Genomic DNA, 25,987 nt, shown 5'->3' on the forward strand with positions numbered 1-25,987 from the left:
TAAATGTCGCTCGAATTAAATTAGACTAGCTATAAACTATTGATCATCACGGTTTGGGTTAGCATCGCGTTCCAATAAATCTTCTAAAAATTGAAATGAAATATCCTCATCTTCTTCGCTGGATTCAAAAGCTGTTTCCTGGTTGCCATCTTCTAAAATAGGGTCAAGATTGTTAGTGTCTAGCGTATCTAGCCATTCTGAAATGTTGTCAGTATTTTGATTACGAGTATCCAAGCTATCTAACCATTCTGAGATATTGTTCATATCATTAGATTGGTCGTCAGATAAACTAGTAATCTCAGCCGTGTTGTCACTTAATAAATCGAAAGACAAGCTGTCTGTCGATTCTAATTCATCAAAACCCAAATCATCCAAATCTATCTCTTGATTTTGAGTCGTTGTATCCAAGTTATTAACAAAACTGTTGGTTGAAGTAGTTTGAGTCGCATCGACAATTGTCTCATCTAAACTAAAATCCGTGGCGATTTCAGCCTCATCAAAGGTAATTTCATCGAGGCTGGAGTTAAAGAAATTATCCTCATCATCAAAGCTAATTTCATCTAAGCTAAGATCTGCTGAAGTAGTTTGAGTCGTATCGACAATTGTCTCATCTAAACTAAAATCCGTGGCGATTTCAGCCTCATCAAAAGTAATTTCTTCTAGACTGTCATCCACACCATTAGGAATAGCTTCAATATCGGCATCGGCGATAACATTATCACTAAAGTCATCACGAGTAGTTTCTAGGGAAGTATCAAGATCATCTAATTCCTGAAAATCGGTCGATTGCTCAGTGTCTTGTCTTCGATTGAAAAATCCCGATACTGCTGCACCTCCCGCGATCGCTGCACCGCTTTGGATAGTGCGATCGCTAATATTTAGATCTGAATCCGTGTCAATAACAGTCTCTTCATCATCCAATAGATCGAGCTCAGGGGTAGTTGAGTCAGCTATCTCATCTGAAACTGTTTCGGTTAAGCCTAGATCAATTACGGTGTTTTGCTCTGAGCTAAATTCTTCATCTACAGACTGCTCAACATCTTGTCCTCGATTAAAGGACTCCGCAACTTCTACATCGGTGTTGGTAACAGTGTCTTCATCATCCAATAGATCGAGCTCAGGGGTAGTTGAGTCAGCTATCTCATCTGAAACTGTTTCAGGAATACTGGTCAACGTTTCTGTTGAGTCTATACCAGTGGAAGTATTGATCTGTGATTCAACCGAAGGTGTTCTTTCTGTTTCTTCATCTAGAACAAAATCTCCTCTAAACTCTCTAGCAATATTGCTTTCTGCTCCTCGATCGGCTTCAATAACTTCACCAGATTTAACCTCGCTCAAACTTGGAGCGCTTAGATCTGTTGTTTGAGGATTAGTCTGCCGTTGTGAAACGTCTGTATCAGTTTCAAAATAGTCTACAGCGTCGTTTTCTCTGAGATTTGTCGTCATCTCATCTGTCGAGTCCCGGTCGCTAAATAATCCTGAAGCTGCTGTACCACCTAATAATGCTGCACCACCTGCCATCCCTATCCCACTTGGTTGGGACAGATCTTCGTCAGAACTAGTAAAATTGATCTCATCGTCAGCATTAGTTTGTAGTTGGGTTGGCTGATCGGTAATTTGTAATTTGGTTTCTTGCCCTGTGAACTCACTAACAGGGTTAGAAGGTATTTCGTTAACTCGATCGCCTTCAGTTTTGTTTCTACCACCCACAAAATTGGTAGCAGCACCTCCTGTAGCAATAGCAGCATTGCCAATTCCCGTAGCGTTACTGTTACCAAGCTCGTCTGATGCATTCGCACCTACCGCTGACAGACCGCCATCGCCAGGAGTAGGCGATCCACCCCTGTTGCCATTTGGAGAATCATCATCGGGAATATTGCCGAGCGCTGGTTCGCGATCGCTCTTTTTACGTCTTGCAGCTGAAGCTGCGATCGCTCCTAGTAATGGAACTCCAATGATTATCGGTAGCCACCACCACCATTTGTTCTCGTTTTCGCTCTTCTGTGCCTCTGGAGTATCCCCGTCTACAGCATCAGGTGTGACCACGTCACTCTGAGCAATCTTGGTGTCTGGGGCTGCTTGACCATTTGCATTGATGGCACTAGGTGTGACCACGTCACTCTGAGCAATCTTTATCTCTGAGGCTGCTGACCCATCTACCGTATTTGAGGAAAGAGGTTCGCCACTGTCTGCTACATCAGGAGTAATCTCGCCACTGTCTACTACATCGGGGTTAATCTCACCACTGTCTGCTACATCAGGGTTAATCTCACCACTGTCTGCTACATCAAGAGTAATCTCGCCACTGTCTGCTACATCAGGAGTAATCTCGCCACTGTCATTTAAATCTGCATTGGGGTTAGTTTCAAGTGCGTTAGCTATAGTGCGATCGCTCTTCGCGACGCGAAGCGCAAAAGTGCGGTCTTGGGGGTTTCCCCCATGAGCAACTTTTGTAAGAAGCGAGTCCTTTAGGGTACTTGAAGGGTAATCGCGCTCTGTGTTATTTGCCAACCCATTAGCAATTGCTACATTTCTAGTCGCTGTCAAAGAACCTATTCGACTAGCAATAACCTGGTTTCCGCCTTCTGCGGTGGCAAAGCCTAAATATGCCTGTACCGCCTCGCTAGGAGTTCCCTGATATACTAGGCTAAAAGGTTGGGAAAAAGGATATTTTGGATCGTCAGGCTGAGTTTGATGCATGGTTACGATCTTGACATCATCACGGTTAATCACATCATTGGCAACAGCATAACCAACTCCGTTATCGCCTAATTGAGCAATCATATCGTCAGTACTATCCTGTTCCAACTTTACCGTATTAGAACCTGTACTAAGTTCTCCTGCTTGAAAGACTGGATAGTTAGGAAAAGCCTGTCTAGTGTCGTTGCTATCGGGTAAGTCTACTAGCTGGATTTTGCCTGGAGTACCACCTAACTCAGACCAGTCGGTAATTTCTCCGCGAAAAATTTGAGCAAATTGAGCGATGGTCAAGTTGCCATCATAAGAATTATTATTGGAGACAACGATCGCAATTTTTTCTCGACTAACGGGAATTGCCAGCAATCCTTGCGCTTTTTCTTGGGTCGTCAAAGAACGACTAATTGCCACGAGGTCTGTTTTTCCTGCTAATAAGCTTTCCAAGGCACTGTCTGAAGCCTGAGTTTCGATATTAACTTGTGCCTGAGGATATTTGGCAATGAACTTTTCGGTTAAAGTTTGGTTAATACTACTGCTACTATCAGAAGCTGCTATCTGTATTTTCGCATTCTGATTAAGCTTGTCAGGAACAGTAAAAGTTGTAGTGGCTGTATTTGACTGAGCTATTAAAAAAGCCCTAGCAGGTTTAGATACTCCAAACAAGGCTAGTAATATGGCTAAGGTAACTAAAGGATTATGTCTTTTATGTAACATTTCAGGTTTAAATTTTATTTAATTATTTGGCGATTAATTATATCGGGGAGGCAGCCGAGATATTGAATAAGGGTTATGTTGTTTTAAGTATTTGTAATTCGATAAAAACACTTATTTTTATTTTGGCTAACACATACTATCAAAAACGTTAATTTATTTCCACAAAAATTAATTTTGAACATCAATCTTTAAGATAAGTTGTTATGAAAGACAACCTATTTTATTGATTTGCCAGATTTATGAAGTGGAAACAAAGAACAGTAAAATAAGACAATATTTTAATTTTAATCCTTGACCAAAATAAGCTTTTCTACATACAAAGATATATTAATCAGCTAGAACAAGAAAAATTGGCAATTGTAGCTTTTCCTAAAGGATACCGCTACGCATATAGCTTTTAAGAGTTTTTGTTGGCAGATGGGTAAGGAAAATAATGCGTTAGCATTACATATTCAGCAACGCTATTTTACAAATAGTAATTTAAGCATGACCTATTAACTGAATGTATTTACCTTTTAGCTCCTGCTGGTGTGCTTTCGGTTACGGTAGATACCATTGCTGCTGCTAGCTGTTCTGGAGACACCTGAAAAGGTAGTCGATGTATATCTGACTGGGGCTGAGTAGCGATCGCCGTAACCTGTCGCAGTTGAGCCAAACTAATATCTGCTAATCCTAAGTCTTCTAGAGTTTTGGGTAACCCGATGTCGGTGTAAAACTGTAATAACTGCTTTCTCGCAGAGGCAGCTAACTGATTTCCCTGTACCATTTCTTCCAAGCGCAACTGGACTAAAATACCGTAAGCTACCTTTTCGCCATGCAGCACGTCGTGAGCTTCAAGTAAATGAGTTAAACCGTTATGAACCGCATGGGCTGCCACTGTGCGACAGTCTGCGCCACCAACGCCACCGATTACACCAGCAAGCAACACTGTCGCATCAACTACTTCGCGCCATTCATCGCTATCAGGCTGGTTTAAGGCGATCGCCGATTTTTGCAATAAGATATCGCGCAAGATTCGAGCTTGCTGTACTGCTGAAATTAATAACGTAGCAGTCGAATCGCCACTACTTACAGAAGCTTCATACCATTTAGCGATCGCGTCGCCAATTCCCGCGATTAAAGTTCGTCGAGGAGCAGTACGTACCAAACCATAATCGAGAATTAATAAATCTGGACAACGACTGAGAGTTACGTCGTACTGAAATGCTCCCACTTCAGAATAAACGTTAGATAAAGCTGTCCAAGCAGCGCAGGTAGCTCCAGAAGTAGGAACAGTAACTACGGGCAAGTCACTCTGAGCGGCCAGTAATTTTGCCAGATCCAAAGCTTTGCCACCACCTACACCAATGATTAAATCAGCTTGATGCTGTTGAACCGCATCTTTTAACCTGGCGAGTGAAGTTTCTGCACAGTCAGGACTATAGTTAGCCAACTGACTAACTAGCTTTTCTGCTTTAAAGACAGGCTCTAAGACAGGCTCGATTACCTTTAAAGTTTGTCCGCCCACCACTAGGGGACGAATACCCAATCTAGCAATTTCCCTGCCCGAATTGGCTAGACAGTTTTCGCCCCGTAATACCCTGGCAGGGGCGATCGCCAAAGGTGTGTAACTACTTATTGTAGTTGATGCTGTGGTGGCTTTTTTGCTCATATCTTTAGATGGTTCAATACTCTTGCTGTTGCTAGAGACTAAGTTAGCTGGGCTAAATTCTGCTCGAACACCTCAATCTGGATATCTTTATTACCTCGGTCAATCAGCGATCGCTTAGCTTCGCCTAAAAACAGAGGCTGAGATATTCCTGCTTGAGGGTGCAGTACAGTTCTTAATTTAACAATAAACTGATTATTTCCGCCTGCGCCTGTTCTACCATAAGAGTATAGATCGGTCGCAGCCTGAATTAATGTCGGTTCAATAGCGGATTTATCTATATCAGGAGGTACGGCTACTACTGCTTGATTGGCACCGCTATCGTAAATTACAGAATAGCGTACCGCTCCTGGAATTTCGGTATGGGAAAACAAACCTAAGCCCAGAGCAAAAATTCCTACGGTAAGCACTCCCATAAAGCTAGTTACCCCAACCAGTCGAAAGCGAAAGTTCCAACCGACGACAAATGAGATGATGGCTACAACAAGACAGATAATAGTGGCAATTCCCGACCATTTGGCATAAGTAAAAAGATTAGTCATTGGCGATCCGCAGTTAAATAATATAAAAAATAGGCATCGATAGCACAAGCCATCTGATACCTATGTTCCTGATAAAAATATATCAGCTATTTTATTTAATTAATCACAGTTAACCTAAATTTGCTCTTTATTTACTAGATGCGATCGCATCTTTTGATTTTAATTATTGAGCAGGCGTTTCATCTCCCATACCGTCGACAGCATCACCAGTATCTTCTGCACCTTCTTCGACAGCGTTACCAGCATCGTCTGCACCTTCTTCGATAGCATCACCAGCATCGTCTGCACCTTGCTCAGTACCCTCTACTCCTTCTTGGACTGTATCATCTACAGTATTAGGAGCTTCTGTCTGCTCTGCACAAGCTCCGAAAATTAAAGATAGAGCTACAAATAGTGGAACAGCGAAAGTTTTAATATTCATCATTAACAATTCAAAAAATTTAATTAGACTACTATGTGATACTCGATAATTGAGCTAGAGTCAAAGGAATTGTTTACTAAAGAAAAAAGCGACGATTCAAATCTAGGTAAGAACACTATCGCTTTATACCTCGTACTTCAAATTGTCAATTGCCAACGTTGTTTGCTTAATCACGTCCTACTTCGGCAAAAATTTCAGCTAATATATCACCTGCTCCTTGTGCTCGTAATTTCGCTGCTAAATCTTTACCTAATTGCTCTGATTCGTTTCGGTTACCGCTGACTGTATCTTTGATTAATTGTTTCCCATCCAGGCGGGCAACCATTCCTTTAAGCGTTAGGATATTATTTTCATCAATACTAGTATTTACACCAATTGGCACTTGACAACCGCCTTCTAGCTCTCGCAAAAACGCTCTTTCTGCTATGGTACGAGCGTTAGTATCCGCATCTTCAATCGCTTTTAAGATTGCCAAAATTTCTGCATCACCCTCACGACATTCAATGCCTAATGCCCCTTGTCCCACAGCATGAAGCGAAACTTCGGGCGATATATTTTGATGAATGCGATCGCTCATATTAAGTCTCTGCAATCCCGCTACAGCCAAGATAATCGCGTCATATTCTCCTGTATCCAGCTTTGCCAAACGAGTATTAACGTTACCGCGAATGTCTTTAAATTCAAGATGGGGAAAATGATGACGTAGCTGCGCCAAGCGTCTGAGGGAAGATGTGCCAATTACTGCACCTACGGGTAAAGTTTCTAATTTTTTATCTTTGTGCTTTTCGTGGACTACCAAACCATCAGCAGGATCGACTCTTTTGGTAACGCAGCCTAGCATTAATCCGGCTGGTAGGTTAGTCGGCAAATCTTTCAGAGAATGAACGGCAAAATCAGTTTGATTATTGAGCATTCCCTCTTCTAATTCTTTGGTGAATAATCCTTTGTCACCGATCTTTGCCAGAGGAACATCAAGAATTTTGTCGCCTTTGGTACTCATTTCCTCAACTTGAAATTCGATCTTGGGAAAATGTTTTTCTAATTCGGCTTTTACCCAGTAAGTTTGTACTAAAGCCAACTGGCTTTTACGAGTGCCGATGCGAACAGTACGCCGGTTAGTTTCAACAGTGGATGTCATAGTCATAGTAAGTATCTTAAAAAGTTTAATAAATCACTCGATCTAGGGTATCGCAGTTACCGATTGGTATTGATGAATTTTTGTTTTTCATTTGGAGGCTAAAAGTTAGAGACTGAGGATTAGTCAAGATTTTGACCACGTTTCAATTCTTAACTTCTGATTGCGTATTTAATAGATTGCCGATTAAACAGAAATTTATGCCAGAAGTCTATTACTCATAGCTTATTTTCCTACTATTCTAATTTTGGCGTTGGTGAATCAAGCTATGATTTTTAATCTTGTCATATTTTAATCAAATTAAAAATGCTAATAGCTATTAGCCCTTCGGGTTCAGCACTTCTTGAAACAGTTTCTTTAACGGGGGAAAGCTCCGCAAAGAAAGTGCTTCACTACAAAAGAAACATTTTGAGCAAGGAAACCCGTCGAGGAAACCTCGACAAGGGCGACGCGAAGGACGCGCCTGGAGGCGCTAATCCTTTAGGGCTTTAGTGCAAGTCTTGCTGTTGTAAGTCATACATCAAATCACCAACGCCAAAATTTTTATTGCTTTTTGCTTAACCTCGAAAATAATGAACTTATTCTGGACTAATAACTTTGCGCTTCCTCTCATTTTAGTTTCTCTGCTGGCTGTTTATGTCGCCTGGAATTTGGGTGCTAATGATGTCGCTAATTCAATGGGGACTTCGGTTGGCTCAAAAGCGATTACTTTAACTCAGGCAATTGTTGTGGCAGGAATTTTAGAGTTTACGGGGGCGGTGGTATTCGGCAAGCAGGTATCAGCGACATTAGCGACAAAAATTGCCAATCCTAGCTTATTTGTTGACACTCCTCAGACATTTTTAGTGGGGATGATTGCGGTGTTGCTCTCTTGTGGCATCTGGTTACAGATTGCTACTAGTCAAGGTTTACCCGTAGCTTCATCTCATGCAGTGGTAGGTGCGATCGCTGGATTTAGTTGGATAGCTATCGGCACCGAGGCGATCGCCTGGGGCAATCTGGGCATGATTTGTTTGGGTTGGATCGTTACTCCTATAATCAGCGCGATTGTAGCAGCTAGTTTATATAGCTTACTGCGTTACTGGTTATTTGAACAAGATAATATTTTACAGCAATTATTAGAATGGATTCCTTGGTTAAGCGCAGCTTTGGTTAGCGTTTTTGGCATTATTGTTTTGCCTACGCTAATTCACCTGCCAATTTTTAATTATGTTACCTTGCCCGAACAAACGATCGGCTTGGGTATTGGGCTATTGGCTACTGGGGGAATTACTTATTATGGGTGGAATCGATTTGAAACTTATCGGCAGCAAAAAATTGAGATTCGTATTTTAGAAAGAGTCATGGCAAAATTTCAAGTACTTAGTGCCTGTTTTGTGGCATTTGCCCATGGTTCAAACGATGTCGGTAACGCGATCGCGCCTTTGGCAGTTATTGTCTTTATTTTTAATACAAATGCAGTGCCGATTAGCAGTTTAGATATTCCTGTTTGGATTTTGCTGTTGGGTGGGTTGGGTATCGTTGCGGGTTTGGCAGTACAGGGGAAGAATGTAATTGCTACTGTGGGAGAAAATATTATTTCTTTAGTTCCCAGTACTGGTTTTTGTGCCGAAATTGCTACTGCTAGTACTATTTTGATTGCTTCTCGTATTGGTCTACCCGTTTCTACTTCTCATGCTTTAGTCGGTAGCGTAATTGGAATTGGTTTGCTGTCTCGTAATCAGGATGTGCGTTGGGAGACGATCAAGTCGGTAGTCTTGGCTTGGGTAGTTACTCTTCCTGTAGCCGCGATTTTAAGTGCGGTGATTTTTTCTTTGTTGTTATTGCTGCCTTGGTTTTGAGCGATTGTCAATCAAGATTGATAGCTGAACGGAAATGTTTTTACAGCGCGCAATGTGGTTTTAAAAAAGTCCCCTAAAAGATATGCTTTCTAGGTTATGGCTTCTTTGATTTATTCGTTGATTGGTCTTAGTTTCTCTGGCCAATCTTTAAGATAGTTTAATTTTTGCTCAAAATATAATAAGCACCCAATTTAAATTAGCTTTGGGTGCGGTATTTATAAGTCAGCTCTTTTATATATTTCGGCTGACGGTATTGACTTGTATATTTATTGTAACTAAATTTAAGTTATTTTGTTAAATACAATACAAGTTTATATTTTCTTTATGAGTAAGCAGATATACTCATATTGCCTATATCCAAAGTATAAAATCTGGCAGTCGCTCAATTTTAGATGCTCAAGCTGGCTGTAATTTATCTCTCAAGACAGACAGTCGGTTTGGCAAATTTCCGTAATATTATTGTAATTATTCTCAACTGAAACACAATTAATGTCTAGCTCAATTGAATTTAAGTTATTTGCTCCCTATAACAACAAAGTTAGTTTAAAAGGCAGCTTTTCCGACTGGTCAGAAATAGCGATGCAAAAAGACGAGCCCGGTTACTTTCGTACTTCAATTGAGCTAGAGGACGGGGTATATGAGTATAAATTTCGCGTCCAGTCTCAATCTTGGTTTTTAGAACCCGATGAATGGATTGACGTTAACGATCCTTATGCAACAGCGATCGCGGTTGAGAATCAAAATAGCATTGTTCAGGTTCAAGACGGCAAAAAAGTTGTCGATACTTACGCTTGGCAACATGATGACAAGCCTTTACCCAGTAATGAAGAGTTGGTCATCTACGAACTATTTGTCGGCGGTTTTGGTGGAGAAAGCGATCGCCAACAGGGTAGTTTTCAAGATGTTGTGAATAAATTAGACTATCTTTGTGAACTGGGAATTAATGCGATCGAACTAATGCCGATTACCCAATCGCCATGGGAGATGAGTTGGGGTTATACACCCCGTCACTATTTTGCCGTCAAGTCTAGTTACGGTTCAACCGCCGATTTAAAACATTTAATTGATGAATGTCATGGTAGAGGTATTCGAGTCTTGATGGACTTTATTTTTAATCATTCTGAGGCCGAAGCACCCCTAACTAAAATAAATTTTGACTACTGGTATAGTCGCGAACCCGATGACCCAGACAATAGCTGGGGTCCTGAATTTGACTACGAAAAGTACGACGAAAATTTAGAGATCAAACCTGCGTGGCAATTTATTGGTGATATAGTTCGGTTTTGGATTGAAGAATATCACATTGATGGTATTCGCTTTGATGCAGCCAAACAAATCGGCAACTATGATTTTATGTCTTGGATTACCCAGCAAGCTAGAGAAGCCGTTGCGAACAAACCATTTTTTAACACGGCTGAATATATTCCCGAAAATCCTGATTTGGTAGGATACGGTAGACCAATGGATGCTTGTTGGCATGAAAGTTTTTATCAACAGGTTTTAAAACATATCTGCGGTGATGGTTTCGCTTTGGAATCTCTCGAAGAGGTGATTGACTGTCAGCGTCAAGATTATGAAGGTGCTGCTAGCGTGATTAACTATATTACCAGCCACGATCATCAATATATTTTTGCCGAATTAGGGCAACGAGAGATTTTTGGCGATGAGGCCTACAAACGAGCCAAATTAGGTGCTGTTTTGCTATTAACTGCTGTTGGCGTACCTTTAGTTTGGATGGGTAATGAGTTTGGCGAATACAACTCAGAAGAAGAGGCCAAGCTTGATTGGAAATTATTAAAAAATGAAGATAATCAGAATTTATTAGGCTTTTATCGTGGTCTAATCGCCTTGAGAAAAGAAAACCACGCCTTACGTACTAGTAATATTGAATTTATCCATGAAGATCCTGAAAGTAAAGTTTTGGCTTATACGCGCTGGAATGATGAAGGTTCACGGGTGGTAGTTATCATCAACTTTTCCGCTAATTTCTTACAAGATTATCAGATTAACCATTGCCCTCAATCAGGTACTTGGCATGAATGGACACAAAATTATGATGTGGAGGCGCAGTCAGACAAGCTAGTTATCGATATTGGAGAATATGAGGCCAAGGTTTTGGTTCATAGGGATCGCTGACCAAACATTGAAGCGAACATTAAACATTTTGGTTTCAAGCCTCTGCCTTAAGAGATTGGCGAGGTTTAGGATAGGCTTTACGCCTACTTCCTTGTCCTATGAATGATAACGAAGTGTGTCCGTGATAGATAAATGTTAATGCGCTCAGTTTTTTTTAAATTTAATTTATTGAGTCTTCCAGGCTTTTTTGTTTAAAATTATGGTTAAGTCGATCTGGTCAGCCAAGAAAAATTGTTTAGATTTGTTTAACTGTTTCAGCATCAGCCTGTTTTTTATGCTTCATACCTTCCTGTATTTTTAATACCTCAGATTACAAAACAATAAAGTTTTAGTTCCAATAGCATTTTGTAGATGGTAAAAAGATCGATATGAGGACAGATTCAAATCGTGCTTCAAGCTTAATTGCACCTGTAGGAATAATCTTTCAACTTAGCGATGGAACTGTCCAAAGTTGTAATGCAGATGCTGCGATGATTCTGGGCTATACTGCCGAACAGGTTATGGCAACTAACTATCTGGAACTACCCTGGCAGACAATTCATCGTGATGGTTCACCTTTTCCGTTAGATACTCATCCGGCGATCGCCTCAATCAAAACAGGTCAGCCGTATTCTGAGGTTGAGATGGGGTTTTATCGACCAGATGGCAGCCTAGTTTGGCTGTGGTTAAGCTCTCAGCCAATATTTGAGACTAATAGTAGTCAACCTTATGGGGTAGTTACAACTATTCAAAAAATCGCTGATGAGCAAAGAGATTCGACTCAACTTGAAACCTATACATGGCAACCAGGTCGAGATTTTATTGCTTTAGCTAATGCTATTCCTGGAGTGATGTATTTGTTTGATGCGATCGCTAAAAAGAATATTTACGTCAATTCTCAAACCTACGAATTATTAGGCTATACTCGCGAGCAAGTCTTAGCAATGGGTGAAGATTTTATTTCCCAGGTAATGCATCCCGAAGATTTAGCTCTATTTCCCGCTCATTTGGCAAGGCTAGAAAACTTAAAGCCCAAAGAAGTGTCTAAGTTTGAATATCGAATGCGTCATCAAAATGGCGAATGGCGCTGGTTTGGTAGTCAAGAGCGAGTATATAGCCGTAATGCTCAAGGGGATACAGAGCAGATCTTAGGCATTGCCAAAGATATCAGCGATCGCAAACAAACTGAAGCGGAATTGGCTAAGCGTAACAGTATCTTGCAATCAATTGTCAGTGAAACCGCTGATTTTATTTTTATTAAAGATTTAGAGGGACGTTATGTCATAGCCAATCAAGCAACGGCGGACTTTTTTGATCTGACCATTGAGGAGATATTAGGCAAAGACGATACTGCCCTATTTGAGCCTGATGTTGCTCGGGTGATTAGGGAAATGGATCGAAGGGTAATGACGAGTGGAGAAACTATTGCTTTTGAAGAGAAAATAGCCGGGCGCAGAATGATACCGCGATCGCTGCTAACTAGCAAATGTCCTTGGCGTGATGATACAGGAAAGATTATTGGCGTGATTGCTATTTCTAGAGATATCACTGAGTTAAAACAATCACAACAGCAGCTCCAAGAAAACGAAGAATTACTGAGACTGGCACTGGCGAATGCTAAGGCAGGTTCTTGGAGCTGGGACATATTACAGAATGAAGTAATTTGGTCGCCAGAAAACTATGATTTGTACGGTATCGATCCGCAAATTAAGCCTTTGCAATATCAAGATTGGGAAAACTTGATAAATCCCGAGGATCTAGAGCGAACTAACCGAGAGGTAGCCAAGGTTTTGTCGGGAGAATCGGCGGAGTTTCGCACAGAATTTCGGATTATTCATCCCCAAAAAGGAGTTCGCTGGCTATTGGGAATTGGGGATGTTACCTGCAACGAAAACGGTGAAGCATTGCGCCTGAGCGGGCTTAATTTAGATATCAGCGATCGCCAACAAGCTGAAGTAGCTCTACGCCAAAGCAGGCAACAACTGAGAATCTTAGTGGATAGTCTGCCGATCTTTGCTGGATTTTTATCCACCGACGGCATAGTAATTGAAATTAATCAAACCGCATTAGATTCGATTACTTTACAACCAGAAGATATTTTAGATAAACCCTTTGCCGAAGTTTACTGGTGGTCTTACTCGCCTGAAATTCAAGCTAGGATAGATGACGCGATTAAACGTGCCGCAGCAAGAGAAACAGTCAGATTTGACATTATTGCTAAAGTAAGTGAAGAGAAATTTATTGTGACGGATTTTGGGATAGTTCCCAAATTTAATGCCCAAGGACAGGTTGAATACTTAGTTCCCTTCGGCATGGATGTAACCGATCGCGAAGCCAGCAAAACAGCTTTAAAACAAAGAGAATACGAACTAGAACTAATTACCGAAGTTATTCCACAACACATTTGGACGGCAACAATATTTGGCAAAATCGATTATATTAATCGACGCTGCCAGCAATATACGGGAGTTTCTTTAGAACAGATTCAACAATATGGTTGGGCATCAGTTGTTCATCCAGATGACTTGTATAACCTTAAAGGACAATGGATCGAGGCAATCAGGTTGGGTCAAAAATGCGATCTTGAGGTTCGTTTACGTAAAGCCGATGGCTCTTATTGTTGGTTTTTAAGTCGAGCCAGACCGCTACGCAATGAGGAAGGCACAATTATTAAGTGGTATGGTACAAATACCAGCATTGTCCGTATTAAAGAGCTAGAGGAAGAACTACGGCAACAAACCGAAGACTTAATTCGTGCCAACCAGCTTAAAGACGAATTTCTCGCGATCGTTTCTCATGAACTACGTACTCCTCTCAATCCTATTTTAGGTTGGTCACAGCTACTTGCTTCGGGCAGATTAAATGCCGAAAAAACAGCGGTGGGAATTGAGACAATTGAACGTAATGCTAAATTACAAAGCCAGCTAATCGAGGATCTGCTCGATGTTTCTCGTATTCTGCGAGGCAAACTAAATCTCAAAAAGACTCCGCTTAATCTAGAGGCGGTAATTAGATCGGCACTACAAACAATACAGTTGACAGCCGAAGCCAAATCAATCCAAGTTGAAACTGTGTTTGAACCTAACATCGGTTTGGTTTTAGGGGATGTTAGTCGATTACAGCAGATCATCTGGAATTTAGTGACCAATGCGATTAAATTTAGCTCATCAGGAGGACGAATAATTGTTAGGCTGGAACGTATTGGCGATCGCGTGCAGATTCAAGTCGAAGATATGGGTAGAGGAATTGAACCCGAGTTTTTACCTCATGTATTTGAACGTTTTCGTCAGAGCCAAAGCAGCAGCACTAGAGAGTATGGCGGTTTAGGCTTAGGGCTAGCTATTGTCCGCCACTTAACCGAACTACATAATGGAACAGTAGCAGTATCAAGTCCTGGTTTGGGTCAAGGGGCTACATTTAGCGTTAAACTACCATTGATGAACAAACCGACAATAAAGCAATTGGACAATACGTCAACCAACGAATCTATAGAACTCGATCGCTTTAGCGGAATTAAAATTTTAGTAGTAGAAGATGAAGTAGACTCACGGGATATATTGACCCTAGTTCTAGAACAAGAAGGAGCAACAGTAACCCCCGTAACCTCGGCAAAACAAGCTTTAGAGATCTTTGAGCAATCGGCTTTCGATTTAATAATTAGCGATATTGGTATGCCAGAAATGGATGGCTACAGTCTGCTGTCGCAAATTCGCCAACTTCCCCAGGGGAAAAACATCCCCGCGATCGCGCTTACTGCTTATGCGGGCGACATCGATCGACAACATTCTCTCAATGTTGGGTTTCAAGAGCATATTTGTAAACCGATCGATATTCCCAAGTTGATCGCTACTATTGTGCAATTAATTCAGTTAGGGTAGGGACGATTTCTAGCTGTTAGCTCTTTCAGCCCCCTAACCTTTCTCGCGCATTCACGGTTAAACCGCACCGAGGCCCTTGCGCCTTTCGTCGGCGCGGTGAGACAGTTGCGGTGGGCGGGTTCCCCGACATAAGCAAACTGTTGAACCCTTTAGGGGGTCGCTCGCCAAACTTAGGGGAATCAGCCCAGTACTTTAGCTAGTAGGTTGGGAAGCCACTGCGTTGCCCGTGCATGATTTGCGACGCGAAGCGGCTTGCCCGTGCATGATATGCCAATCGCGGATTCACGGATAAACCGCACTCCGCCCTTCGGTCTCGAAGCGGTATGCTTTAGCATTTGCCAATCACGGATTCACGGATAAATCGCACTCCGCCCTTCGGTCTCGAAGCTTATCCGTAATAGACTAACTTCGTGTCGCACTTATCGCACTGAGTGTACCCGATATTGGCTGACTCCCGCTTCTGGCAAAATTCTCTAACTTTTGCAAGATTTATAAGATGAATAATTCAGTTTAAAATTGAATAATATTTTGTTTAACAAATCTGTAAAAGTATATACGAGGCTAAGCTCGCTCGAGTCTTTAATTAATACCAAACAGTTTTGTTGTAGTGATAGTTTTGTTGAGGATTTAGCTATTCCAACTATTATTAATTATCTCATGAGAACATTTTATGATTATACGCAACCATCTTACGTTAGATTTGCCGTGCCGAGTTTTACCGAGCAAAAATCATCCAGAAGACATTGCGATCGCAATATTTTCTATGGCAGATTGAGAATATCTAAAACTATAAAACTTGGCTTTAACCATCATGATTGACGTTGAATGATTTTTAAAAACTTTTTTAATGGCTCAAAAACTTTTTCTGAAACTATATATCAGTGGCAATACACTGAGGAGTCGGCGGGCGATCGTTAACTTGCAGAAATTTTGCGATCGGGAACTGCCAGACAAAAGTGTTGTGGAAATTATTGATGTGATGAAGTTTCCTAAAATTGCCGAATTGGAGAAGATTTTAATTACACCAACTTTAGTTAAACTATCTCCTGAACCTCAAGAAAGGATCATTGGCGATCTATCTAATACCGAAGTTTTATCTCTGGTGCTAAATCTTCCTCATTGTCCATCAAAAACTAAGTAAAATTTGCGGGAAAATATTTACTGCGCTTTTCGGTTGAGTAGAACACACAAGTCACATTGTTCTGCTTGAGAAACTCTAAAAGCTATTAGCTAATCAACAATGTAGTCTATTAAGTATGAAAACAACTCTAAGTATAAATACTTGCCTTTGTGTAGCTAAATTGAATTTTCACTTAAAAAGTACTAAAATTTAATCAACGTTAGTAGTTTAATAACTAAAGCTTTAAGGTCAAATACTAAACCTATAAAAACAAAGCAATATGGTATTTTTTTTAAGTGTTTACTATTTCCTAAGCATCAAATTTTTAGCTTTATTTCTTCTCTAGCTTCCCCTTAATTATTGATATCACTATTGATTAAAAGTCAAGCATAAATATTATACTAATGAATCAATCTCAACAAGATTTACTAGCTAAAATAGCTACGGGAATTTCGGGTTTTGATGTATTCTCCGAAGGAGGATTACCAAAGGGAAGAACAACGCTAGTTGCTGGCACTGCGGGAAGCGGTAAAACGATTTTTTCTAGTCAATTTTTAATCGAAGGAATTAAACGAGGGGAAAACGGAGTTTTTGTAACATTTGAAGAACCACCCAAATCATTACGCAAAAATATGCTGGGTTTTGATTGGGATATTCAACAATGGGAAGCAGAGAATAAATGGATTTTTGTCGATGCTTCTCCTTTAGATCGCAATATGCCTTTAATTAGTGGTGAATACGATTTAGATCCCTTGATTTCCCGCCTTGAATACGCCATCACCAAGGTTAATGCTAAAAGAGTAGTCATGGATCCGTTGAGTTCAGTTTTTAGCTATGTACCAGACGTGTCTCAGGTTAGAGCTGTCTTATTCAAGCTAGCTCAGATTCTGAGAGAAATGGAAATTACGGCGATCTTCACTTGCGAACGCACTATCGATTATGGAGCAATTAGTCGCTATGGAATTGAAGAGTTTGTGGCTGATAATGTAATTATTATGCGCAATGCTTTGCTCGAAGACAAACGGCGACGTACTATTGAAATTCTTAAGTATCGGGGAGTCTCTCATCAACATGGCGAGTTCCCTTTTACGATTGTTCCCAATCAAGGCATTGTGGTAATCCCTTTTGCGACAGATGTTCTCAAAAGCAAATCTTCTAATCAGCGAATTACCACAGGAAACGAAGAACTCGATCGCATGTGTGGCGGAGGCTGGTTTCAAGGCTCAATAATTCTCGTATCGGGAGCAACGGGTACGGGTAAAACCCTCATGGCAACTGAATTTATCGGCGGAGGCATCAAAAACGATGAAAAATGTCTCTTGTTTGCCTTTGAAGAAAGTCACGAACAGCTTTTGCGCAATGCTTTGGGTTGGGGAATAGACTATGAACCAATGGAAATCGCAGGCAAATTTAAAATTATCTGTCGCTATCCCGAAACTATGGGACTAGAATCTCATTTTGTTAAGATGAAACAAGAGATCGAGCAATTTAAACCTCAACGGGTTGCAATTGACAGTATTTCTGCCTTAGAGCGAATTTCTAGCTCTAGAGGATTTCGCGAATTCTTACTTACCTTAAATATTTTGTTTAAAGAAAAAGGAATTACGACTTTGTGTACTGCTAGTACACCTAATTCACTGGAGAGTGATTCGATCACACAATCAAATATTTCTACCAATACAGATTTAATTATTCTCTTGCGTTATGTTGAAATATATGGCGAGATCAAGCGGGGGTTAGCAATTCTGAAGATGCGTGGTTCTAAACACGATCAAAAAATTCGTGAATTCTCGATCGATCAAGACGGTATGTTCATAGGTCAAGCATTTCGCAATATTGGGGGTATACTGTCAGGAAACTTGGCTTACATTAATGCTAACGGAATCGATCGCTTAGATGGCTTACAAACTGAGATATAACAAGTGCGATCGCAGAGTAACTAAAGATGAAAATGCCAGAAAAAATCAATAATTTACCAGCATCTTCACTCAAAACCACAGCAACCTCAAAAAATATTGAGGTGCTGATTCTAGCTGATTGTGTTTCAGTAGTAAACTCAATTGCCTTGGTTTTGGAGTCAGCCCAATTGCAGGTTAACTGGCAACAGGCAGTAAATCAAACTGAATATAGCGATCGCCTGAAGGCGCAATTAGATTTAATTCTCTGGGATGCCCATTCAACAGAAATAGAATTAACCGAAGCGATCGCACTTCTATCGGCTAAAGATGCAGACATCCCTTTAATAGTTGTCAACGGAGAATGTAACATTCCCGCAGCAATAGCAGCGATTAAAGCTGGAGCAACTGATTATATATCCTCAGAAGAATTCGACGAACGATTACCCCAGGCGATCGCCAAAGCGATTACCGAACCATCCTGGCTTTGTCTTCAGTTGATATGTGCAGCCCAAAGCGAACAACAACTGCAAAAACTAATTACCGAAAATCCTGATGGTATTTTGGTTGTCAACCAACAGGGTGTTGTCAGGTTTGTTAATCCTGCAGCCCTACAACTCTTAGGTAAAGACAGAGGCGAATTATTTGACCAGCCTTTTGGCTTTCCTGTAGTTAACGGTGATTTTTTAGAGGTAGATATTCCTTTGAGTTCAACCGAAATGCGGGTGGCTCAAATGCGCGTTAGTCAGATTCAATGGCAAGGTGCAAAAGCTTTTGTGGTTTCTTTACGAGATATAACTCAACTCAAGCAGGCAGAAGAAGATATTAGCCGACTTCTAGAAGAAGCTCAATCTGCCAGCCGCGCTAAAGATGAATTTTTGGCGATTTTGTCTCATGAATTGAGAACGCCTTTAAACCCGATTGTCGGTTGGTCACAACTACTAGTTAAGGGTGATCTGGCAGAATGTCAAATCAAAAAAGGTATAGAAATTATTCAACGTAACGCTCTGTTGCAAGCTCAATTAATTGGCGATATTTTAGATATCTCGCGAATTATTCAGGGCAAGCTCAAATTAAAGCCATCTTCTTTAGATTTAATTAAGATTATCAACAATGCTTTAGAAACGATAAGTTTGGCAGCACAAGCCAAATCAATTCAAATCAATACCGATTTAGATCCTAATGCTGCTTTAATTCAAGGAGATCCGACTCGTCTCCAGCAGGTGATTTGGAATTTGCTTTCTAATGCGGTTAAGTTTACGCCTAATGGTGGCAGGGTAGAAATTCGTTTGGCTTCTGTCAACACAGCAGTTCAACAAGAAAATAATTCTGAAACTAAATTATCTTTCCCTTATGCTCAAATTCAAATTAGCGATACAGGTAAAGGAATTACTCCAGAATTTCTCCCTTATGTCTTCGATTATTTTCGCCAGGCAGAAAGCACCAAAAGTAGAACTGAAGGTGGATTAGGATTAGGACTAGCAATTGTGCGTCGTTTGGTTGAACTGCATGGAGGGGAAGTAACTGTAAGCAGTTCAGGGTTAGGATGGGGAGCAACTTTTACCATTACTCTGCCAATACTCAACAACCAAAATCAAACAACAGCACAAAATCTCGCTCGCCATTCAGAAAATTTTGATGGGGTCAAGTTCCTCGTGGTAGATGACAATGATAGTTCTAGAGATTTGTTAGTTTTAATCTTAGAAACCGAAGGTGCAGAGGCTAAAAGCGTGGCATCAGCAACAGAAGCCTTGAAAGTCGTCGAACAGTTTTCTCCCCAGATATTAATCAGTGATATTGGTATGCCCGATATGGATGGCTATGAGTTAATTCAAAGAATCAAAGCATTACCCTCAATGGCAAATATAAGAGCGATCGCTATCAGTGGTTACGCCTCAGAACCAGATCGCCAAAAAAGCCTAGCATCAGGATTCGATCTTCATCTCAATAAACCGATTGACGTTGATACCTTTATTCAAACTGTTACTCAATTAATAAAAATCGATTAAATTCTCTTGCCAACTCTACTACTTACTACTTGCTACTTGCTACTTATAAGCCAATAGTTGAGCACACGTCTTTTGAGGAAACCTCAAAAGCTCGTGATGTCCGTTTTGTGTCCTAATCTAATTTTGTACGGCTATAATTCTTGGCTTTGTTGAATATTGTCCCGTTCAATTATTTGATACTTCATTGAAACATAAGAAATTGTACTTAAACACAAGATAAATCCTGTAAAAATTGCGGTACTAGTAGCAATTTTTCGATAACGGCTATCGCCTGCTATTTTTTGCAATAATTTTTGCAGCGGGGTTTTTTTTGGTGATAACTTGCTGCTTGATTGGCGAATATTTTGTAGCCGTTGCTTTTCGAGCAATTTATCAATACGTTCTGGTGTAATGTTTTCTAGTCTTTCTTCTTGGAGAGCTTCAACTCTTTCTCTTAATACAATTAAATTAGCAATTTTATATTTAAAATTAGCAAGATGAACTAAAATTTCGTCTAAATCATTGACCAAAGAATCTAATTCCGATTCTACCGCTTCTATTTGCGATCGCGAAGCATTCCCAAAGGTCTTGTACTCCAATGGACGTAATCGTGAATCGACAATACGTGAATCAAGATAACTTTTACAAGACATCTCAACTTCCAATAACTTTGCCTGTTTTTTTAAACGTTCCACTCTATCTGGTAACGCATTCAATTTATCTTGGGTTTGATTGGCTTCTTTGGCAAATGGAAGACAAAGTTCAATAAGAGGAATTAAATTGGCGATTTGACGTTGAATATTTTTTTGGCTGGTTTCTTTCATTGCTTTGTGTACTTATAACATTAGACATTGAGCATTAAACATTAAATATTTTACCTGGACGAGTGTTTGGCCCAGGGTTATCTCAGATGTTGGATTTTATGTCTTTATGTATGTCTTCATGTTCTAAACTAACTTTGATTTGTGAACTCGCTACACTGTGATCTCGATCGCCATAGTCAAATCTTTTTTTTTGTTTATTGAATTGAAGTACGTTTTTGCGACGATTTGATTTTTTGTGTCGAACTTGAGGCGCACTTGCTAATATGACAATTGCTATGGCACTACCAGTTTCACTATTTGTATTGTAAATGAATCGATTGACCTGTACTTGGGTAATGTCTTGAATCAACTGTTCCATTTTCGGTTTGATCGCAGCATCTAATAAAGTACGAACCTGATCTAAGTTAACAGTAGATGTGGCTGCGCCTCTTAAAGTCTGCTCGACAGCAGTTATCACATCCTCAAAAAAGATAATCAATTTCCTGTCGAATAAATGGCAATCGACTCGGCTGGCTCGGTGAGAAAACTGGATATAATACAGAGAATTAATTTTTTGGGCTATTTCTCGTTCTAATTGTCCAACTGTAGGGTAAGAATTTATTTGGCGCTCGAAACTCATAACTCTAAATTGATAATTTTGCTCCTGGTAAAAATAACTAAAACTACATCGATACTAATCTCTTTTAGCCATGAAAATGTATCAAAAATTTATTTGTCGTCAATGCAGGAATAAACTTAATTTAAGTTTAGATTAATCAGCTCAGCGGCAGATAACATCCCTATTTGGATATAGATAATTTAAGTATTTATTAACTAGTGACTTAAGACTAAAAAGTGGCAATCGTATCACCTTAAATATCAAATTCTATTAGTCGATATTAAAAAAACTTACCATTTCTATTCACTAAAATTAATATTATTTGCCTATCTTTTGAAGGATGAATTTTTTAGGCAATTGTTATTTAATACAAGTAAGTTTATTTACCGATATTTAACTAACTTAATTCTTTAACTATGTCATCATCCTCAGCCATCAAATCCACTTGGGGGAAATTTTTAACCAAACAAGCAGCGGAGACGACAGTAACCAAGCTGAAAGAAGCTGGTATTAAGCCAGAAAAAATTGTCGTCGAAACTGAAAACTTTCAAGAGCCAGTTCAATTAGAAGATACGGAAGCGATCTCCAATCTCAAAGCAGGCGCGATCGCAGGAGCAGTATTAGGAGCTTTAATTGGTTTATCTATTAGCTTAGTTCTGACTAATTTTGCTGACTTGGGATTAGCTGCAATCAGTAATTTTCGACCAATACACTACTTTTCGCCTGTTATGGGTGCAATAGTTGGTGCTGCGGGAATGAGTTTAATTTCGGGTTTAAGTGGTGCTAGCGTACTTAAAGCTAATGCTGGCAAAAATGAACATACTGAAACTAAAAAATATTTGGTCGTGGTTGAAGGAACAGCAGCAGAAATATCCCTCACCAGAGAAATTATTGCCCAACAGGGCGGTGTAGTTGAAGAAGCAGATAGACGGTAACTAGAGGTGCAGGGCAATACTGTTCGGTTAGTCGCTACATTTTGTCCGCCCCCTAAATCCCCCAACTCTAGGGGACTTATTTAAATCTGGCTCCCCCAATTTTGGGGGCTGGGGGGCTTAAGCGAACGTTATTGTACCAATTATGGAAACAACCTTAGAACTACGTTGGTTTGTCGCAGGAATGCCATCAGTAGTAGTGCAGCGTTGGTTTAAACTTGAATGCCCAGGGGAATTACTTGAGGATGAACCTGACAGAGAAGATTTATATGCCGAGCAAAATCTGCCTAGCGATCGCCTTAAAGCCTGTTTATTTCGTACCGTAGATCCCGAAGCAGTTAATCTTAAATTACGTCAAGGAAATTTAGAACTGAAGCTGAGACAGCAAGAACTGGGAATTTATCAATTTGGTCAGATTGACGATTCAGCTATTTGGTCAGGCAAGATCGAACAGTGGTGTAAATATAGTCAACAGGATTTACAAGACTCTAATTTACTTACTGCTGATTTAGTGAATCAAACGAGTTGGCTTTCTGTTCATAAGCGGCGCGAGCAAAAAACATATCGCAACGTAAAAATAGAGTTAACCGACTTAAAGGTTAAAAGCGATCGCTGGTGGAGTATCGCTTTTGAAATGGCTCTAGATAGTAAAAACCAGTTGAGTGAACAGCATCTACGAGAAGTAGTAGAACAGGCTGCGAGAAGTTATCAAGGGGCAAAATTGTTGAGCCATAATTCCTACAGCTATAGCAGTTGGCAAAATCAATTTACGACGCTTGACTAGTTTGATAATTCAACTAAAGCTAAAAGCTTCGCATTTTAAACATTAACTGGTTCTGTATATCCTTGAATATATTCAGGCTCAAATTGACGCAATAATTTCGTAGCTTGACGAATTGTACTATCTGTTCCTTGGATAATAAGAATATACTGCCCCGCATTGAGACGATTACGATAGGTTAAAGCATCTCCGCTGCCTACTGTTAAGCCAACACCACCGCCGACAATAATCGCGCCTAGTAATCCAGAAGCTGCACCCAAAATACCACCAATAATATGTTCGGTAATAGAATTGGTAAAAGAAAAAAGTTCGATACCAGTGAGTACATTAAATACGTATCCCGCAACAAAACCAAATGGAACTAATCCATAAGCCAGCTTTTTGGCTCTTTTGCCAGCCTGTTGATTAGGATCGATTAAGCCAAATTGATCGGCACTCTGATAGCCTTCTCCCAGAATAGTAACTTTGTCTTCTGGGATACCCTCCTGACGTACAATAGAGGACGCTTCTTCAGCCTGTTGTTTGTCTGCTAAAACTGTAACTAAATAATTCATGATAATTTTAATTAAATGAAGTTTTGATGGGCAATGCGTTTGTCTCGGCTGCAAATAGAAACTACTTAAAAGCTAAGAGCTAATGGCTAAGAGCTAATAGTCAATAACTACGAACAGTATTATTTTGTATGTCATTACTTAAATCAGCAATGCCAATTTTTGCGGTTAAAAGCTGTGGTTGTTTTTGATTTAGTATAGTTAGGTATTGTTGTTCTAATTGTTGTGCCACACCATCCCAGCTAAACATCGATTCGACTCTTTTGCGGGCATCTTTTTCTAATTGTCTACTCCAGGCTGGATAGGATAGTACTCGGTTAATCGCTTGAGCAAAAGCCTTTTCGTCTTGTGGTGGCACTAATAATCCAGTTAGTTCGTTAATTACGGTAAATTTCAAACCTCCAACCTCAGAAACTATAGCTGGCGTGCTACAAGCCATTGCTTCAATTGCTACCAAGCCAAAAGGTTCGTAATGACTGGGAACAACGCAGACATCTGCTGCTGCATAATAATAAGTTAAGTCTGTGTGTTCGATACGTCCAGCAAAAGTAGTTATTTCCTCTAACCCCAATTCTTTGACGATAGCTTCTATTCGTTCTCTTTCTTTGCCGTCTTTTCTGTCTGGGGTACTGCCGCCAACTATAATTAATTTTAAATCGGGATGTAGCTTTACTTCTTTGCAGCCTACCGCTCTTACTAGAGTTTCAATACCTTTACGCGGATCGAATCGTCCTACGTATAAAATAACTTTGGCTTCTGGCTTGATATTCAATTTGACTCTGCTATCTAGTCGAGAAACGCTACCAAAACTTTCAACGTCAGTACCGCAGGGAATTACGGTAATATTCCCTTGTTCTGATAGAAGCGATCGCATATGTTCTTTCTCTTGTGGAGAAGTAGCAACTATCATATCGGCAGTTTCTAAACATTGCTTTTCTATTTCTAAGCGAGTTTGCGAAATTTCAGGTATTTTGTTAACTGATTTATATTTAACCGCACCTAAAGAGTGATATGTATGCACAAGCTTGCTTTGCTGCCGTTTTTTTAACTCCATTCCTACCCAAGCAGAAAGCCAGTAGTTGGTATGAATTAGAGGATAAATAGTTTCTTGCTGTTCTTGAAATTCTAAGAAAGCTGTGACAAATTCTGGTAAATACTGGAAAATATTTTGTCTTTTAATGAATACTGGTGAACCTGCATTTAAACGTATCGTACGACAGTTAGGACCATGCTCGACAATCTTTGCTTGCTCCTCACTACTGCGACGGGTGAACATATCTACTTGCCAACCCAAACGCGCCAGGGCTTCTCCTACTTTCCTAACATATACATTCTGTCCCCCGGCTTCTTCCTTTCCAATGTCAATAGCTGGATCGCCGTGAACCGAGATAAGAGCAATTTTTCTTTTATTGTTAGGTAACATAACCTTGGCATTATTTGTGGTCTATTTAATAATCGATGTTCTAATATAGCAACTTCACTAAAGCTGAGAAATAATCTACAACAATTAAACTTCACAACCAGTATCTTTAGAGACTAATTTTTTTTTGCCCAAATAGAACTACTATCTTTGAAGTTATTAAAATTCGCCAAAATATACATCTTTCTTGAGTCGTAGTTTGCTCGATTAATCTACTTATCTGGGAAACCAGCCGAAAAAATCGTATTTACCGAACTAAAATTCTAGGTAATTTTTATTTGTTCGCTCTAAACTTAATATATATATATATAAATATCGTTCATTTCTCTAACTGAAAAATAGAGAGACGGAAGTAAGGAATAGCTCCTGAAGGAACGCGCCTCGCGATTATTTGTTATTACAATTGGAGGCGAAAATTATGAAATTACGTTATCGCGGAATAGACTACGACTATAACCCACCAACGGTTACGTTTGCAGAAGGAAAGGTAGCAGGAAAATATCGGGGACTAGATTGGCGTCACCATAATTTGAAGACTAACCTAACACTTCAACCAAAATTTAATTTAACTTATCGGGGCGTGCCATACTACAGCCAACCTGTATCTGCACCGTTAGGAAAATCCAATGTTACTCTGGAAAAGCGCGATCGCAATTTAGGCGTAAATTAAAAGAAACTGGTTAGTAATAACCATAATTTCTTACTACGCCATCTATACAAGAAAATAGGTTAAGGTTAGTTGATTATTAGTTTTGATTGATTAAATTAAACAGCGAAACAGTTTGTATTTTGCTCCGTAACTGGGGCAATTTTCCATACATATTCTATCTTAAGGATGAATAGCGATCGCGCTTACTTTCTCTAGTATGTAAATAACTAAATTACTT

Annotated in this window: 18 protein-coding genes and 1 riboswitch; of the genes, 9 read left to right on the forward strand and 9 right to left on the reverse strand. The window is 39.9% G+C overall.

Translation table 11 applies throughout. The features are described 5' to 3' along the window. Positions 1-36: 36 nt before the first annotated feature. The 5 genes from V6C71_26575 to hemC form a co-directional block, all read right to left on the reverse strand. A complete protein-coding gene (locus V6C71_26575) occupies positions 37-3,411 on the reverse strand; it encodes a substrate-binding domain-containing protein (protein HEY9772026.1) in 3,375 nt (1,124 codons plus the stop codon). Positions 3,412-3,919: 508 nt separating this feature from the next. Next, complete coding sequence (locus V6C71_26580; GenBank protein ID HEY9772027.1) at positions 3,920-5,062, reverse strand: iron-containing alcohol dehydrogenase family protein; 1,143 nt, start codon at positions 5,060-5,062, stop codon at positions 3,920-3,922. A gap of 38 nt (positions 5,063-5,100) precedes the next feature. Continuing rightward, positions 5,101-5,601, reverse strand: a complete 501-nt coding sequence (locus V6C71_26585) for a Ycf51 family protein (protein HEY9772028.1) — start codon at positions 5,599-5,601, stop codon at positions 5,101-5,103. A gap of 163 nt (positions 5,602-5,764) precedes the next feature. After that, a complete protein-coding gene (locus tag V6C71_26590) occupies positions 5,765-6,025 on the reverse strand; it encodes a hypothetical protein (GenBank protein HEY9772029.1) in 261 nt (86 codons plus the stop codon). Between the two features lie 163 nt (positions 6,026-6,188). After that, the gene (gene hemC / locus V6C71_26595; GenBank protein HEY9772030.1) at positions 6,189-7,166 is read right to left on the reverse strand and encodes a hydroxymethylbilane synthase; all 978 of its coding nucleotides are present in this window, start codon (positions 7,164-7,166) and stop codon (positions 6,189-6,191) included. A 563-nt stretch (positions 7,167-7,729) separates the two neighbouring features. Between hemC and V6C71_26600 the strand changes: the two genes are divergently transcribed. The 6 genes from V6C71_26600 (at position 7,730) to V6C71_26625 (ending at position 20,015) form a co-directional block, all read left to right on the forward strand. Continuing rightward, the gene (locus V6C71_26600; GenBank protein ID HEY9772031.1) at positions 7,730-8,998 is read left to right on the forward strand and encodes an inorganic phosphate transporter; all 1,269 of its coding nucleotides are present in this window, start codon (positions 7,730-7,732) and stop codon (positions 8,996-8,998) included. A 489-nt stretch (positions 8,999-9,487) separates the two neighbouring features. Further along, entirely contained in the window at positions 9,488-11,134 is a 1,647-nt protein-coding gene (locus V6C71_26605) for an alpha-amylase family glycosyl hydrolase (protein ID HEY9772032.1), read from the forward strand. 368 nt (positions 11,135-11,502) lie between these two features. After that, positions 11,503-14,991, forward strand: a complete 3,489-nt coding sequence (locus tag V6C71_26610) for a PAS domain-containing protein (GenBank protein ID HEY9772033.1) — start codon at positions 11,503-11,505, stop codon at positions 14,989-14,991. 847 nt (positions 14,992-15,838) lie between these two features. Next, a complete protein-coding gene (locus tag V6C71_26615) occupies positions 15,839-16,132 on the forward strand; it encodes a circadian clock KaiB family protein (GenBank protein HEY9772034.1) in 294 nt (97 codons plus the stop codon). Positions 16,133-16,515: 383 nt separating this feature from the next. Then, entirely contained in the window at positions 16,516-18,030 is a 1,515-nt protein-coding gene (kaiC, locus tag V6C71_26620; protein ID HEY9772035.1) for a circadian clock protein KaiC, read from the forward strand. Between the two features lie 32 nt (positions 18,031-18,062). Continuing rightward, the gene (locus tag V6C71_26625; protein ID HEY9772036.1) at positions 18,063-20,015 is read left to right on the forward strand and encodes a response regulator; all 1,953 of its coding nucleotides are present in this window, start codon (positions 18,063-18,065) and stop codon (positions 20,013-20,015) included. A gap of 131 nt (positions 20,016-20,146) precedes the next feature. Here V6C71_26625 and V6C71_26630 read toward each other — a convergent pair whose 3' ends face one another. Both V6C71_26630 and V6C71_26635 read right to left on the reverse strand, forming a co-directional pair. After that, entirely contained in the window at positions 20,147-20,818 is a 672-nt protein-coding gene (locus V6C71_26630) for a hypothetical protein (protein ID HEY9772037.1), read from the reverse strand. 82 nt (positions 20,819-20,900) lie between these two features. Then, a complete protein-coding gene (locus tag V6C71_26635) occupies positions 20,901-21,437 on the reverse strand; it encodes a DUF2294 domain-containing protein (protein HEY9772038.1) in 537 nt (178 codons plus the stop codon). A gap of 395 nt (positions 21,438-21,832) precedes the next feature. On the opposite strand from V6C71_26635, the gene V6C71_26640 reads away from it, so the two are divergent. Both V6C71_26640 and V6C71_26645 read left to right on the forward strand, forming a co-directional pair. Beyond that, positions 21,833-22,351, forward strand: coding sequence for a hypothetical protein (locus tag V6C71_26640; protein HEY9772039.1), 519 nt, complete (start codon positions 21,833-21,835; stop codon positions 22,349-22,351). A gap of 142 nt (positions 22,352-22,493) precedes the next feature. Then, positions 22,494-23,132: a hypothetical protein gene (locus tag V6C71_26645; GenBank protein HEY9772040.1), complete on the forward strand. Its 639-nt coding sequence runs from the start codon at positions 22,494-22,496 to the stop codon at positions 23,130-23,132. Between the two features lie 35 nt (positions 23,133-23,167). Here V6C71_26645 and V6C71_26650 read toward each other — a convergent pair whose 3' ends face one another. Both V6C71_26650 and V6C71_26655 read right to left on the reverse strand, forming a co-directional pair. Next, the gene (locus tag V6C71_26650) at positions 23,168-23,683 is read right to left on the reverse strand and encodes a hypothetical protein (GenBank protein ID HEY9772041.1); all 516 of its coding nucleotides are present in this window, start codon (positions 23,681-23,683) and stop codon (positions 23,168-23,170) included. Between the two features lie 100 nt (positions 23,684-23,783). Next, positions 23,784-25,103 (reverse strand): glycosyltransferase family 1 protein, encoded by a 1,320-nt coding sequence (locus tag V6C71_26655; protein ID HEY9772042.1) that lies wholly within the window; start codon positions 25,101-25,103, stop codon positions 23,784-23,786. A 311-nt stretch (positions 25,104-25,414) separates the two neighbouring features. After that, positions 25,415-25,481: riboswitch (Glutamine riboswitch) on the forward strand. 37 nt (positions 25,482-25,518) lie between these two features. Between V6C71_26655 and V6C71_26660 the strand changes: the two genes are divergently transcribed. Beyond that, a complete protein-coding gene (locus V6C71_26660) occupies positions 25,519-25,770 on the forward strand; it encodes a DUF4278 domain-containing protein (GenBank protein HEY9772043.1) in 252 nt (83 codons plus the stop codon). The last annotated feature ends 217 nt before the right edge of the window (positions 25,771-25,987 follow it).

This window comes from Coleofasciculaceae cyanobacterium (genome assembly GCA_036703275.1).
Taxonomy (GTDB): Bacteria; Cyanobacteriota; Cyanobacteriia; order Cyanobacteriales; family Xenococcaceae; genus Waterburya.

Bases quoted from the DNA above. Each gene is read 5' to 3' on its own strand.
- V6C71_26575 (HEY9772026.1), bottom strand. From the start codon at position 3,411: ATGTTACATAAAAGACATAATCCTTTAGTTACCTTAGCCATATTACTA.
- V6C71_26580 (HEY9772027.1), bottom strand. From the start codon at position 5,062: ATGAGCAAAAAAGCCACCACAGCATCAACTACAATAAGTAGTTACACA.
- V6C71_26585 (HEY9772028.1), bottom strand. From the start codon at position 5,601: ATGACTAATCTTTTTACTTATGCCAAATGGTCGGGAATTGCCACTATT.
- V6C71_26590 (HEY9772029.1), bottom strand. From the start codon at position 6,025: ATGATGAATATTAAAACTTTCGCTGTTCCACTATTTGTAGCTCTATCT.
- hemC (HEY9772030.1), bottom strand. From the start codon at position 7,166: ATGACTATGACATCCACTGTTGAAACTAACCGGCGTACTGTTCGCATC.
- V6C71_26600 (HEY9772031.1), top strand. From the start codon at position 7,730: ATGAACTTATTCTGGACTAATAACTTTGCGCTTCCTCTCATTTTAGTT.
- V6C71_26605 (HEY9772032.1), top strand. From the start codon at position 9,488: ATGTCTAGCTCAATTGAATTTAAGTTATTTGCTCCCTATAACAACAAA.
- V6C71_26610 (HEY9772033.1), top strand. From the start codon at position 11,503: ATGAGGACAGATTCAAATCGTGCTTCAAGCTTAATTGCACCTGTAGGA.
- V6C71_26615 (HEY9772034.1), top strand. From the start codon at position 15,839: ATGGCTCAAAAACTTTTTCTGAAACTATATATCAGTGGCAATACACTG.
- kaiC (HEY9772035.1), top strand. From the start codon at position 16,516: ATGAATCAATCTCAACAAGATTTACTAGCTAAAATAGCTACGGGAATT.
- V6C71_26625 (HEY9772036.1), top strand. From the start codon at position 18,063: ATGCCAGAAAAAATCAATAATTTACCAGCATCTTCACTCAAAACCACA.
- V6C71_26630 (HEY9772037.1), bottom strand. From the start codon at position 20,818: ATGAAAGAAACCAGCCAAAAAAATATTCAACGTCAAATCGCCAATTTA.
- V6C71_26635 (HEY9772038.1), bottom strand. From the start codon at position 21,437: ATGAGTTTCGAGCGCCAAATAAATTCTTACCCTACAGTTGGACAATTA.
- V6C71_26640 (HEY9772039.1), top strand. From the start codon at position 21,833: ATGTCATCATCCTCAGCCATCAAATCCACTTGGGGGAAATTTTTAACC.
- V6C71_26645 (HEY9772040.1), top strand. From the start codon at position 22,494: ATGGAAACAACCTTAGAACTACGTTGGTTTGTCGCAGGAATGCCATCA.
- V6C71_26650 (HEY9772041.1), bottom strand. From the start codon at position 23,683: ATGAATTATTTAGTTACAGTTTTAGCAGACAAACAACAGGCTGAAGAA.
- V6C71_26655 (HEY9772042.1), bottom strand. From the start codon at position 25,103: ATGTTACCTAACAATAAAAGAAAAATTGCTCTTATCTCGGTTCACGGC.
- V6C71_26660 (HEY9772043.1), top strand. From the start codon at position 25,519: ATGAAATTACGTTATCGCGGAATAGACTACGACTATAACCCACCAACG.